Annotated in this window: 11 protein-coding genes; 4 read left to right on the top strand and 7 right to left on the bottom strand. The window is 63.4% G+C overall.

The window, feature by feature from the left end; all coding sequences use genetic code 11:
* Positions 1-27: 27 nt before the first annotated feature.
* On the bottom strand, positions 28-1,143 hold the full coding sequence (locus EHW12_RS28190) for an agmatine deiminase family protein (protein WP_125052304.1): 1,116 nt from the start codon (positions 1,141-1,143) through the stop codon (positions 28-30).
* A 157-nt stretch (positions 1,144-1,300) separates the two neighbouring features.
* A complete protein-coding gene (locus tag EHW12_RS28185; protein WP_125052302.1) occupies positions 1,301-2,884 on the bottom strand; it encodes a helix-turn-helix domain-containing protein in 1,584 nt (527 codons plus the stop codon).
* Positions 2,885-3,057: 173 nt separating this feature from the next.
* On the opposite strand from EHW12_RS28185, the gene EHW12_RS28180 reads away from it, so the two are divergent.
* The 3 genes from EHW12_RS28180 to EHW12_RS28175 are packed head-to-tail and all read left to right on the top strand — an operon-like array spanning position 3,058 to position 5,027.
* The gene (locus EHW12_RS28180) at positions 3,058-3,654 is read left to right on the top strand and encodes a siderophore-interacting protein (protein WP_241199068.1); all 597 of its coding nucleotides are present in this window, start codon (positions 3,058-3,060) and stop codon (positions 3,652-3,654) included.
* Complete coding sequence (locus EHW12_RS35515; protein ID WP_346774218.1) at positions 3,594-3,887, top strand: siderophore-interacting protein; 294 nt, start codon at positions 3,594-3,596, stop codon at positions 3,885-3,887. Before EHW12_RS28180 ends, EHW12_RS35515 begins: the two co-directional genes overlap by 61 nt.
* Positions 3,888-3,941: 54 nt before the next feature.
* Positions 3,942-5,027 (top strand): ABC transporter substrate-binding protein, encoded by a 1,086-nt coding sequence (locus EHW12_RS28175; RefSeq protein WP_125052300.1) that lies wholly within the window; start codon positions 3,942-3,944, stop codon positions 5,025-5,027.
* A gap of 96 nt (positions 5,028-5,123) precedes the next feature.
* Here EHW12_RS28175 and EHW12_RS28170 read toward each other — a convergent pair whose 3' ends face one another.
* Positions 5,124-5,504, bottom strand: a complete 381-nt coding sequence (locus EHW12_RS28170) for a hypothetical protein (RefSeq protein ID WP_050655001.1) — start codon at positions 5,502-5,504, stop codon at positions 5,124-5,126.
* Between the two features lie 655 nt (positions 5,505-6,159).
* Here EHW12_RS28170 and EHW12_RS28165 point away from each other — a divergent pair.
* Positions 6,160-7,317 (top strand): acetyl-CoA C-acetyltransferase, encoded by a 1,158-nt coding sequence (locus EHW12_RS28165; RefSeq protein WP_099697262.1) that lies wholly within the window; start codon positions 6,160-6,162, stop codon positions 7,315-7,317.
* 72 nt (positions 7,318-7,389) lie between these two features.
* On the opposite strand, the gene EHW12_RS28160 is transcribed toward EHW12_RS28165, so the two are convergent.
* The 4 genes from EHW12_RS28160 to EHW12_RS28145 all read right to left on the bottom strand — a co-directional run bounded on the left by EHW12_RS28160 (position 7,390) and on the right by EHW12_RS28145 (position 13,434).
* Entirely contained in the window at positions 7,390-8,937 is a 1,548-nt protein-coding gene (locus EHW12_RS28160; RefSeq protein WP_125052298.1) for an ABC transporter ATP-binding protein, read from the bottom strand.
* Entirely contained in the window at positions 8,937-10,568 is a 1,632-nt protein-coding gene (locus EHW12_RS28155) for an ABC transporter ATP-binding protein (protein ID WP_125052296.1), read from the bottom strand. The genes EHW12_RS28160 and EHW12_RS28155 overlap by 1 nt, the downstream gene beginning before the upstream one ends.
* 129 nt (positions 10,569-10,697) lie before the next feature.
* Positions 10,698-11,591 (bottom strand): hypothetical protein, encoded by an 894-nt coding sequence (locus EHW12_RS28150; protein ID WP_125052294.1) that lies wholly within the window; start codon positions 11,589-11,591, stop codon positions 10,698-10,700.
* Positions 11,592-11,637: 46 nt separating this feature from the next.
* A complete protein-coding gene (locus EHW12_RS28145) occupies positions 11,638-13,434 on the bottom strand; it encodes a sulfite reductase subunit alpha (RefSeq protein ID WP_125052292.1) in 1,797 nt (598 codons plus the stop codon).
* Positions 13,435-13,438: the final 4 nt, after the last annotated feature.

Here is a 13,438-nt window from a genome sequence, read left to right as displayed (position 1 = left end):
TTCTACGAGGGTGGTCGGGACAGGTTTCTAGTCCGCGGGTTCCTGCTGGGTGGTGCAGTGAATGCCGCCACCACCCGCGGCGATGGCGTCGATGTTGATCTGCACGACACGGCGGTCGGGGAAGAGGCGCTCCAATTCACTTCTGGCGGCCTGGTCGGCCTCGGGGTCACCGAACTCGGGTGCGATGACCGCCCCATTGCATACGTAGAAGTTGATATATCCGGCTGCGAAATCGTCCGATTCGAAGTCGGGCCTGATCGCGACCGGCGCCTCGAGGATCACCACTTCCAGCTTCCGTCCCTGTGCGTCGGTCGCGTTCTGGAGAATCTCGAGGTGACGTGCGGTCACGTCGTGGTCGAACGACTCCGGGTCTGTGTCGAGGCCTGCGACCACGACACCTGGGCGTGCGAAACGGGCGTAGAAGTCCGTGTGGCCGTCCGTGATGTCCTTGCCGGCGATTCCCGGTAGCCAGATGATCTTGTCGAGACCGAGCAGGGGGCCGAGTTCGGCTTCGACGTCCGACTTCGACCATCCCGGGTTGCGGTTGTTGTTGAGTACACAGCTTTCGGTGATGATGGCTGTGCCTTCGCCGTCGACCTCGATGCCGCCGCCTTCGAGGATCAGGTCGGTAGGCAATGATTCGACTCCCGCGCGGGCGGCAACGAAAGCTGCGACCTGGCCGTCCTGATCAAAATCCTGCTTCTCGCCCCAACCGTTGAAGTTGAAATCGATACCCGCTTTGGTCCCGTTGCCTTTCACGAATACGGGGCCGGTATCGCGCATCCAGAGGTCGTCGAGAGGCGCGGCGATCAGTTCGACCGATGGGCCGACGAGGGAGCGAGCCAAGTCCAGTTCCTCGGAACGAACAAGCATCGAGACGGGCTCGAACTGCGCGATGGTCTGCGCGATCGTCGCGAGGTTGCGCTGGACCTCGGGCAGGAGGGCTGCTCCCCAGATCGCTTCGCTGGCACCGAACGCCATCCAGGTGCGCTTGTGTGGATCACCCTCTTCCGGCATCACCCACTCGCGAAGATCGTCGTCTCCATTGCTCCCGCGCGAGGCTGAGTCGGAATCGCCGCAACCTGCCAAAAAGAGGCCACTGAGCGCAGCGGCGCCTGCCTGAATGAACCGACGTCTTTGCATTGCGGTGACTCCTTGTGCTGTGTGCGTGCGCGCCCGGTCCGCGTCCTGCTTGCATGGAGCGTAAACCTTGACTGAAAATTTAGTCAAGGAAGTAGTGCCAGTTCGAGACCGTTTCGGCGGGCGACACGACGGATCGAAGGACTCATCCGTCGGAAGGTCACGAGTCGATGAGTCCTTCGACCGTTCCCCGCCATCCGCGGCGCTGGTAGTCCCGGGGCGACATGCCGTGGGCACCGATGAAGACCTTGGTGAATCCGGACGCGTGCGCGTAGCCGAGTCGACGGGCGGTCTCTCCGGCCGAGAAGCCCTCCTCGAGGTAAGCGCGGGCGAGGGTCATCCGCAACTGACCGCGCCAGCGCGGGAAGCTCTGGCCGGTGGCCGCTACGAAGCGTTTGTGGAGCAGGCCCTCGTCGACGCCGAGTCGAGCGCTCCACTCCGGCAGCGTGCGCGAATCGGTGGGGTCCACGCGGAGTGCGGTAAGGATCGTTTCGACAGGATCGGTTCGGCCGCCGGGTGTCCGCGTCGCCGCGCTGTTTCGGATCAGCCTCGAGATCCTCGCTGGGTCATGGATTTCGGGGCGCAGAAGGGTGTAATTCGCAACGACCGTGTGTAACAGATACGCCTCCGCTTCGCGCGCGAAGTGCAGCACTCGTGGCGGCGGTGCAGTGACGGGAGAGTCGCCAGGCTGGGATCCGAGCGGAAGTAGAAGCGAACCCTCCGCGATCTCGACGCTGTTGCGTACTCCCGCGGGAAGCCACATCGCGTCGCCCCGCCTCAGATTCCAGGTTCGGTCGCCGAAAGCGACCCGGGCGGAGCCTCGGTAGATCCAGACGATGACGTGAAAGTTGTTGACCCTGGCCCACGTTCCGCTTGCGGGAATCGTCGGCGGTATCGGCGCCGAGCCTGAGTGGGCGCCTTCCTCGGACAAGAGTGCGACGCTCTGTGCCAAGGTCTCGTTCTCATGGATCGGCGCTGAGCCTTGGTTTGCACGTGTGTAGTCACTGGGTGTCACACCGGTGTGTTCACGGAAGGCACGGGTGAATCCCGCGGGCGTCGCGAATCCGACCTGCCCACCCGTCCATCCGATTTCGCGGCCGGAGTTCAGGTATGCGATTGCTGCCGCGATCCGGGCCGAGGTGCGCCAACGCGCGAAAGGCAACCCCGTCTCCTCCGTGAATCGGCGCTGCAGGGTGCGGACGCCGATCTTGAGTTGCCGGGCGAACTGGGAAAGCTCCGTGTCGTCGGCTGGCGTCCGTAGAAGCGTGCGAGCGATCTCGAGGGTCTCGGCCGAGCGTGGCAAATTCGGTGGGGCGTACGACACCGAAGCGTCGGCGTCGTTGGAATGGGCCCCCGCGACAAGCTCGAGTAGTCCGGCTCCCACAGTCGCCCCACCGCGCAGAAATCCCAAGTTGTGCGCGAACTGGTGGACGAGCCAGTCCTGCCAGGCTGCCGGGATCTCGAAATCGATGATCCGGTTCAACGTGGGCGGCAGGTCGGCAGCGGGCATCGGAATGGGAAACGCGACCGCTCCCGGGTCGACTCGGATGCTGTAGGCGATTCCCGCGGGCACCCAGGTTGCCGCCCCAGCGGTCACGCTGCGGGTGCGGTCGCCGATCTGTAGTTCCGCGTGTCCGGTGTGTACCCAGAAGAGCAGTGGCTCACGTGCATTCGCGATCGAGGAGAGTCGGGACGCGGGGATCTCGGGGACTTCGCCCGCGGAGAACACCAACCGTGGTCCCACGTATGCCCTCCCGATTCAGATGCTTTCTCACGCAGCCACCGATGAGTGTAAGAAGTCGGCACGCACGGATAACCGTAGCCGATTAGGGGAGGCTAGCTTTATTCAATGGCCCTTCCGCCGTGATCGAGCGTGGGTCGAACCCCCCCGTCTGTGCGCTTCCGAGGAGTCTTTCCGTGCCCCGAAACACCCGTCCGACAACAGCGTACTCAGTCACCTTGCGTGAACTCGAGGTACGTCGGGTGACAGACGTGACGCCGGGCATGCGGAGAGTGACGCTCACCGGAGCGCAGCTCGACACCTTCACAAACCCCGACGGCTTTGCCGAGCCCGCCTTCGTCAGCACCGGCTTCGACGACGACCTCCGATTGTTGTTCGCCTATCCTGGCGAAACCGATCCGGTCTTGCCGGTGATAGTCGACGGCACTGTGACTTTCGCAGCGGGACGCCGTCCACTTGCCCGCGCGTACACCGTGCGCCGTTACGATCCGCGAACAAGGGAACTTGACGTCGATTTCGTCGTTCACGGCGGTGGAGTTGCTACCACCTGGGCGCGCGACGCCGGCCCGGGCGACCGAATGCACATCGCGGGTCCCTCTGTATCGCAGGGACTCCCGGAAGATTGCGAGTATCTGCTCGTCGTCGGTGACGAGACGGCGCTACCTGCGATCGCACGTCTGCTCGAGGAATTGCCTGCCGATGCCAGGGGCATGTGTTCGTCGAAATTGCGGACTCGGCTCACATTCAATCGGTGCGCGAGTTGCCCGGGGTGAGTGTCACGTGGTTGCCACGCGACGGGGCGGAGCCCGGCACTACTGCTTTGTTGCTCGACGCGGTCAGTGCTGTCGAATGGCCTGACGGACGCGTATTCGCTTGGCTTGCAGGCGAACAGGCGACGATTCGCTCGCTTCGGCGTCATTTGATTCGTGATCGAGGAATTGCGAAGACCGACATCGATTTCACCGGCTACTGGAAACGCAGCGACACAGTGCGCACAGATTCCTGACCCGGCTCCATCGCTCGGTAAGACCGAAGCGCTCGATAACACCGAAAGGCAGAAATGACAGTCCTGCGCACCAGACGATCACGGATCATCGGACTGATAGGGGCCGCGCTCGCCGCAGCGCTCCTTGTGTCCGGGTGCTCGGCCTCGGCCGAAAACTCGAAAACGGCGTCCACTCCCGGTTCGGAGGGGAACGCCCTTCCCGCTGCGGAAGGAACGACTACTTACCCGCTGACCCTGGAATCGCCCTACGGTACAAGTATTCTCGAGAAGCGCCCGGAGCGGGTTGCCGCAATCGTCCCCAATGCCGTCGACACGGAAATGCTCCTCGCGCTCGGCGTCAAACCCGTTCTCTCCTCGTCGATGGTCAAGGAGTCGGCTTCCCAGTCGTACTTGCTGCCTTACGGCGCAGAGGATCTCGACACCTTCGAGTTCGCGATGGGCGGCACACTTCCCGTCGAAGCGATCGCCGCGAGCGAACCTGACCTCATCGTCGCCGTCGGCTGGGCCGACGGCCTGGGTGGTTTGTCGATGGGCGATTACTACGAACGTTTGTCCTCCATCGCACCGGTGGTGACGAGCCCCGACACGAAGTCGCGGATGCTCGTGCCGTGGAAGGAATCGATCCGCGTACTCGGCGAGACACTCGACCTCTCGAAGGCAGCCGAAAAGATCGTGACCGACCATGATCAATACTTTGCGAAGGTGCGTCAGGAGAACCCTGAACTCACTGGCTTGACTGCAACCTGGGCGATCTTCTACGGAACCGGCAACGGGTTGCAGTACCTTTCAGCTCCCGGCTCGGCTCCGGCAACTTTCTTGGGCGAGCTCGGTTTTGCCGAGAACCCGCGTGCACAAGAGTTCGTCACCCAAAGCACTGTCGGCGAGGAACTTCTCGAGAACATCGATGCGGACTTCCTGCTGATCGGCCGCAGTGCCGCCGGCAGCGAGGAGGATTTCGACAAGCTGACCGGCGGGAAGCTCTTCCAAGCGCTGGGAGCGGTGTCCTCCGGTCGTTGGGTCGCCCTGCCTCCGCGCACCGCCGACGGTGGCGACGTTCTGTGGGCAATCACGAGCGGTGGCCCGATCGGAACGATGTGGGCGTCTGAACATATCGTGCCGCTCATCAGCGCGAAGCTGTAGGCACGCAACTGCAGAACGGAAAGCACTCACCCGTCGCCACACGATTGTGTGGCGACGGGTCGTTCGTACAGCAGGTGTCCCGGGTTTGAGGGTTGCCTATGGGACGAAGAAGGTTGCGAAACCCGGGGTGACAGGTCCGGCGGCAGGCAATATGGCGACGGCAACTTGCCCGGCTCCAGTCTGCAGGGTTGCCTCTCCCGGGGTTCCTTGGTTGTCGCCAGAAAGCCGACCGGAGCCGGAGGCTCCTGTCGAGAGGTTCATCCAGCGCACTTCCGTCGAAAGCATGCAACCCCACCGCTCGTCTTTGGCGCCGGTGATCGTCACCGTGCCAGGTTGTTCGCCGACTACCGCCACACAGTGGACGGGGGGTGCGTCGAAGCTGCCGTTTGGGTTCCCGAAAGGCGCCGGGTTGATTTGGAACGGAACGGTGACCGCCGCGGAGGCAACGGCTGCGGGCGCGAGAACCGAAACGGCCACTATGGATACGCAGGCAGATAATCGGCGTACGAGATTCGTCACGGTAACCTCCGGTAATCGAAGACGGTGTGGTGCCCATGCTCTACCCGGAGCGCAATTACCGCAAGGGGATCCAGTTTTCGAGCCAGCGGCGGTTCGTGAATCGCTGAGTGCGTGACCGTTTGTAGAATCGTTGTCCTGCAACGCGTATCGGTATACGAAGCCTGTATTGGGCGGTGAATAGCCCAATCATGCTGGGCTCCACCGAAAGTACTAACTTCCCAGCCATCGGCCAGCCGGCTTGCGGTGTAGCTCGACAAAGCTGGTGTTGTTCGCAAGGCGGGCTGAACGATTTCTCAGGGAAGGCAATGGATATGGATGATGCGCTCGTTCCGCTCGAAGATGCACTCCCGCAGCTGTTCTCGCATCTTTCGCCGTTTCACGCTGGCGTGAGGGGTCTGCGGCGTGGGCAGCCAAGTCGCGTTTGGGGGGTCGAGCCTCGAACTGTCGAATGATTGCGACAGCAGTGGATTTCGTTGGATAGAAGTGCGGAGACCAATCCTGTGGTGGTGGCTGCGGGTCTCGAAATCACGTTTCATCTACCAAACAAATGCTTGATCGCTAGAGTGTGTGCGACATCGAAAGCCCGACAAAGCTCGATTTCGAAGGAGTTCGTATGGTTGCACCTCAGGCTTATGTCGTCGATGCGCTCCGCACTCCGGTGGGTAAACGGCACGGCTCGCTCGCAGGAGAGCACCCAGCGGACATGGGGGCCCACGTGATCACATCGATTCTCGACCGCACTCGACTGGACCCGATGGCCGTCGACGATGTGATCTTCGGTTGTGTCGACGCTATCGGGCCGCAATCGGGCAACATTGCCCGCACCGCCTGGCTTTCAGCAGGCCTACCCTTGGACATCCCAGGAACGACAGTCGACAGACAATGCGGATCTTCACAGCAAGCCGTCCACTTCGCAGCGCAAGCGGTCATGAGCGGGACCCAAGATGTGGTGCTTGTCGGCGGTGTGCAGAACATGTCCTCGATTCCTATCTCGGCGGCGATGCGTGCCGGCAACGAGTACGGATTCGACACGCCCTTCAGTAGGTCCCGGGGGTGGGCAGCACGATTCGGCGAGGCCGAAATCTCACAGTTCGTCGGCGCCGACCTGATTGCCAAGAAATGGGGTATCAGCCGTGAAGACATGGAGGAATGGGCACTGCAATCGCATCAGCGTGCCCGTGCTGCCATCACAGACGGCCGATTCGAGCGTGAGACAGTGTCATTGGGCCAATGCGTCGTTGACGAATGCCCACGAGAGACATCCATGGAGCAGATGGCTGCACTGCCCGCATTGAGGGATGGCTCGTTGCTGACGGCTGCTGTGGCTTCGCAGATCTGTGACGGCGCATCAGCGGCCCTGATCGTCTCCGAGAAGGCGCTCGAGGTTCATGGATTGAAGCCACGTGCGCGCATTCATCATATGAGCGTGCGCGGCGACGATCCGATGCTGCAGCTCTCGGCGCCGATACCCGCGACGAAGTATGCACTGGCGAAATCCGGCATGGCGATCGGCCAGATGGATACCGTAGAAATGAACGAGGCATTCGCTTCGGTAGTTCTGAGCTGGTTGATCGAGACGGGTGCAGATCCCTCCCGGGTCAATCCCAACGGTGGTGGAATCGCATTGGGCCACCCTCTTGGGGCCACTGGCACCAAGTTGTTCGCCACGATGTTGCACGAGTTGGACCGCATTGATGGACGGTACGGACTCCAAACCATGTGTGAGGGTGGCGGGACCGCGAACGTCACCATCATCGAGCGGCTGAGCTGAAATCGCCGACTGCGGTCATCACCTGGGTGCGACGGGACCGGCAATGTATCCACGCGTGTAAGACAAGCGATGTCAGAGGGTGATCGTGCGGGTGGGCTCCCAGATGGCGGGGTCACGGTGGGTGACGACGAAGACGGTGGCCGCCAATTCCCGCACGGCGCCGGCGATACGGCGCTCGGTGGCCTCGTCGAGGGCCGAGGTGGCTTCGTCGAGCACCAGGACGGGAGCGTCTTTGAGGAAGGCGCGAGCGATCGCCACCCGCTGACGTTCGCCACCGGAGAGAGCGGCACCCTGGTGTCCGATGTCCTGATGAATGCCGAGCGTCGAGCGGTCGAGAACGGCGCCGAGGGCAGCGCGCCTGGCGGCGTCCTCGATCTCGGTTTCGGTAGCGCCCGGTCTTCCCAGTCCGATGTTCTCGCCGAGGGTGCCCGAGAACACGAGTGGGTCCTGCGGCACGTAGCCGATATGTGCCGCCAGAGCGTCGTAGGGCAAGTCGCGCAATGAAACTCCGCCCAGAGTGACGCTGCCTTGGTCAGGATCGTCGAAGCGCATGAGCAGCCCGAGAAGGGTGCTTTTCCCCGTACCCGAGCGTCCTGCGACGAGAACTCGCTCACCCGCGGGGATCTTCGCGGTGATGCCGCGCAGAACCGGAGCGTGGTCTACCCCGGCGACCTCGATGTCAGTTCCAACAGGGCGCGCGGCGTCCCGGGGTGCGGGCTCGGCCAGTGCGGGAGCCGAAGTCGCTGTGCGGTAGTCGCGAACCGTTGCGCGCAGCTCGTTGACTCCGATTCCGGCCAGGGCGAGTTCGTCGAGCGGCGCAGCGGCGCGGGCGGTGAGGATGACAAGCGCGAGAGCGGCTGCGGGATCGTCGAATCCGGTGGCGGCGAGGAAAATCACTGCACCTGCCAGCGGCACAATGGTGGCGATCGCCGAGATGAATGTCGCTGGTGCCGCGGCGAGATTGGTCCGTGCAAGCGCGGCTTCCTGATTCCGCCAGCTTCGCTCGATTCGTTCGACGGAACGTGTGGGACCGGCTGCCGTACGCAGTAATTCGAGGTGGTCGGTGAGCTCGAGTGTCGACTGAGTTGCTGCGAGCTCGGCTTCGTGTCGGCGCTCGTCCGCTCGGCTGAGCGCACGTTGGGCCAGCGTCTGAGCGACGAGCGACACGGCGAGCAGTCCACCGACGAGCAGCATGACACCTGGCCCCGCGACGACCGCGATCCCAGGAAGCAGGAGCAGCGGGATCAGCGGTGCAACCAGGAAGGTCTGAAGTTGGTGCGCGGGAACACTCATCAGCGACGGGATTCCGCGCCCGGCGACGGTGGCGAGCAGTGCCCGGTTGTCGTCGGTGAACCAGGACAGTTTCGCACGGGCGAAGGCATCGCCGAGAGCGTCGTAGAGATCGCCGACGAGTCGAGCCCCGGTGAAGTAACCGCCCCGCGAGACCAGGACGGTCACGAAGAGAGCAATGGTGGCCGTGGCCAGGACGAGAACCGGCGACCGGTGATCAGCGATCGAGAGCGCGAGGGTGGTGTACGCGATCGCTTCGAGGACAGCGACGGACACCCAACCGAGTCCGATGGTGATCAAGCGTCGTCGGACTGCATTGGCGCTGTTCATTATTCGGCTCTAGTCAGGGCTGCATTGTGCGACGCGGCGTCGTTCACGTTTCGACCGCCGAGGTCGATTCGATCGTCGGCATCGTCTGCAAGAGCGGGGTCGTGGGTGACGATCACGACCGTCTTTCCTTCGTCGTGCGCGAGGTACCGCAATTCTTTCAGCAGTTCTGCCGCTGTCCGATCGTCGAGTGCACTGGTCGGCTCGTCGAGCAGCAGTACTGCTGCGGGCGAGAGGAACACCCGAGCGATCCCGACTCGCTGACGTTCTCCGCCGGAGAGTGAAGCTGCGTGGGCGTCGAGGCGGGCGTCGATCTGTGCCCGGCGTAGTGCGGCGGTGTATTCCGCGTCCGTTGCATCGGGGGCGGCCAGCGCGATGTTCTCGCGCACCGTGGCAGGTAACACGTCTGCGCCCTGGGGTGTGAGCAGAATGGACTGTGGCCGCAGGTTCTCGTCGATCGCGGTGATGCTACGACCTGTGTAGCGGACGGTACCCAGTTCCGGGATCTCGAAGCCGGCCAATGCTTTCAGGAGCGTCGTCTTGCCTGCTCCACTCGGTCCCGTGATCGCAGTGATCGCGGCTGGGCGGAATGCATGCGTGACGTCGTCGACGACTCTGCGGTCCGCGATCGTGACAGTCAGGTCGACGATCTCCAGTCGATCGGAGGGACTCGAGGCCGGAACGGTTGGCGCTTCACCGGCAGGGAGGGTGGGTTCGTCCAGGGCAGCGGCGAGCCGGCCCGCAGCAGAGCGTCCAGCAGCGACGTAGTCGAGGCCGTGCCCGAGCCGCAGGGCCGGTGTCACGATTGCGAGGCTGAAGAGAATGGTGGCGGCCAACGTCGTTGCATCCCAGTGGAATCCGACGGCACAGGCGATCGCGAACGTCGCCGTCGCCTGCATGAGGGCAACGGCGACGGCCGCAGGGGTAGCCACGAGTCGAACGCGCTCCTGCATTCCCCGGGTGAACCGTGCTGTCGATTCTGCATAGTCGGCGGCAGCGCCGGTCTGCGCGCCGTAGATCCGGCAGACGCGGATGCCGCGGGCATAGTCGTCCACGGCAGTCACGATGTCGCCCATGACATCTGCACTTTCGGCGCTGTGCCGAGCGGCCATTCGGGGGATCACGACCAGGTAGAACAGAGCTGCCACGATGCCGGGAGCCAGAGCGAGAAGCGCCACGGGGCCGGCTGAGGCAACCAACGCCGCGATCGTGACCGCGGGGACCACGATGAGTGTGGCGAACTCGGCCGGTAGGTGCGCAGTCATATGGTGCAGCGCCGAGATGTCGTCCGAAACGAGCCTCCGCAGTGCGTCTCCGCTGTAGCGGGACAGCGTGCTTGCCGGTAGGCGAACGAGGTGGGCTGCGAGTTGGCGGCGAACCCTTGCCTCGAAAAGCGATTCCGCGTGGTGCGAGAGCCACGACGATGTGGCAGCGAGCGCGACGCCCACGAGCCAGAGCGCACATGCCCACCCGGCCCAGCTCATCGACGGTTCACCGATGAGTTGCACGACGCACCAGAGCGCCCCGAGCATCGCGACCCCCGACGCTGCGGCCGCGACGACCCCGGCAGCCAATGCAGGCAGCGCCGGGCGCAAGGCCGGGACCAGCGACGGTTCGACGAGAGGGCGGGGCATGGATAACTCCTTGAATCAGCGTCAGAGTGCAGGCACGACAAATGACCGAGACCTAAGGTTAGGGGTCGATGGCTCCATGTGGTTATCGCCGTACGCCGATTTCTTACACTTGCCCAGCATCCGTCGGTGTCAGGATGCGGCCGAGATGGAACTCATGACGTCTTCCCACACGCCCATGACTGCGGGTTCGGTTGGACCCGTTTGGGTGAAGACTGCCACGCATTTGCGGCGGAAGTCGTACATCTCGATCGAGCTGGTCAGGCCGTGAACGCCGTGGGTGCGGGTCAGCCAGCACTCCGAGACACCATTCAGGTCGATCATCATCCGGCAGGTGTCGGACGCCAAAGTCAGCGTCCCCCCGAACATGGCTGCGGCGTCGAGGTCACCACGGTGGATCTGCAGGCATCCGTTCCCGGCGACGACGGTCGTGACGGGCAGTTGGTGGTAGGACAGGTGCTCCATCCCGGCAGCCATGAGGTGAGGATCGACTCGCCGGTAACCGAGGGCGCCCAGAGCGACCAGGCCGCTACGACGTTCGCTGCCGCCGTCCGCGAGGATGAAGTCGAGCTGTGTCAGCTGATCGGCTTCGGCCCAGAATGCGGGCGTATTCGATGTCTGGATGGGAGGGCTTGTTTCCCTCGCAGTGCTCGGCGCAGTTCGCATCGCTTCGAAGGCGAGACGATCCGAGGCCGGGGTCAAATACGTGGTGTGTGAACTTGATCCGTGGATGTCGAACATGCGGAGCGTCGGCGGTAGGTGCTGCCCTGCTTCAGTGGTCACCACCGAGCCGAGGGAGGCAACGTTCAAACGTAGAGAGACGAGCCCGGGCGCGCAGACCAACGGATCGCCGGGAAATGTCGGAACGGAGTACTTGCCCGAGTCGTTGACAGCCACCGGACCTGCAACGGTGATTGCTACGGCGTCGTCCAAGAGTGGCAGCATTTTGCCGACTACCTCAGGTGCGGTGTCGATCAGTCCGCCGCGGAATCCTGGACGCGCAAGCAGTGCGTCCAGGTCCGACATGCGTGCCAAAGCTGCGCAACGACATTCGCCACGGTGCGGGCACATCTCAGTAGACATCCCTTAGGTACCGCTTCGATCGTTTGAGGTTGTTGACGTAATCCTCGGCGGCGTCCGCATCCAACCCACCGTGCTCGGCGACGACCTCGTGCAATGCGTCGTCGACGTCCTTTGCCATCCGAGTGGCGTCGCCGCAGACGTACATGTGCGCACCGTTTTCGAGCCAGTCGAACAAGTCTCGGCCCTGCTCGCGCATACGAGTCTGGACGTAGATCTTCTCGGACTGATCGCGCGAGAAGGCCAGATCGAGGCGAGTCAGGACACCGTCACGGGTCAGCCCGTTCAACTCGTCCTCGTAGATGAAGTCGCTCGACTGATGCTGATCGCCGAAGAAGAGCCAATTCTGCCCCGACGCGTTGCGCGCGCGACGCTCGTGCAGGAAAGCGCGGAAGGGTGCGATGCCGGTTCCGGGGCCGATCATCACGACGGGAACAGCGTCATCGGCGGGTAGGCGGAACGAATTGTTCTTGGAGACAAAAACTCCGACCCGATCGCCTTCGCCGACGCGGTCCGCCAGGTACGTCGAGCAGACGCCGCCGCGGTCCCGCTCGCCCGAGCGGTAGCGCACACTCGCTACCGTCAGATGGACGGTGCCGTCGTGGGCCAGCGGGCTGGAGGAGATCGAATAGACCCGATGTTGCAGCGGGCGAAGAAGTGTAAGCAGATCCTCGGGATTCAGGCGAATGCTGTTGTCCAACTGGAGGAGATCGAGAACGTCCTTGCCCCACAGCCACGCATCGAGCGCTTCCCGATCTTCCGTGTCGAGAATATGCTGCAGTTCGGCGTCGCCGCTGCGTCGGGCGATGTCTTCGATCAAATCGCGCGAGGGAATGGAGATCTCGTAGTCGCTGGTCAACACCTGGTCCAACGGTGCGGACGAGCCGTCTTTCGCGGTAACCACGTAATCGCCGCTGACACCGAGCTGATGGATGATCGCCTCGACGAGGGCGGGGTCGTTGATCGGGCGGATGCCCAATCCATCTCCGGCCTCGTAGTCCAGACCGTCCTCGCCGAGCGCAAAGGTGAAGTGGCGGACTTCCTTGGCTGAGTCCTCGCCGGACAACAGCCGGTTGGCGAGGACGGTTGCAGGATAGGGGTTCTTGCGAGTCCACTGGGACTTGGTCTTCGTCTGAGCGGGCGCAACCGGCGAGGCAGCGGCCCCCGCATCACCGTCGACACCGGCCACCGCATCACCGTCGACACCGGCCACCGCAGCGACGGCCCGAACGATCCACTCGGCCGCCGGATCCTCGTAGTCGACGTCGCAATCGGTGCGGTCGACAACCCGGGTCCCGCCGAGCGCTTCGAAGCGGGCGTCGATGTTCTTTCCCGACTGGCAGTACCCGTCGTAGCTGGTGTCACCGAGTGCGAGTACTCCGAAGTAGAGACCCTCCAGCCGGGGCGCACTCTCGGATTCGACTGCATCCCAGAACAGCTGCGCGTTGTCGGGCATCTCGCCCTCGCCGTAGGTGGAGGTGATGACGAGCACCCGGCGCATGGCGGAAAGTGCATTGATATCCACGGTGTCCAGACTCGCGACAAGTGGTTCGAGACCGTGGGCACGAGCAGCTGCGGCTACGTCTTCAGCCAAGGACTCCGCGTTGCCGGTCTGACTTCCGTAAAGGATGTGCACGGCTGCGCCGGCAGCTCTCTCCACTGTCGCTGTTGCAGTACCGGTTTGACCGGACATGACAGTTCGCGAGTGTAGACCGGCCAGGAATCCGGAAAGCCACGCGCGCTGGTCGCCGGTGAACGGTGCGTATTCGGGGATGTACGGGATTTCCATGATT

Origin of the sequence: Rhodococcus sp. NJ-530 (assembly GCF_003860625.1) — a bacterium.
Classification (GTDB): Bacteria; Actinomycetota; Actinomycetes; order Mycobacteriales; family Mycobacteriaceae; genus Rhodococcus_F; species Rhodococcus_F qingshengii.
This window is presented reverse-complemented; position numbering and strand designations above follow the sequence as displayed.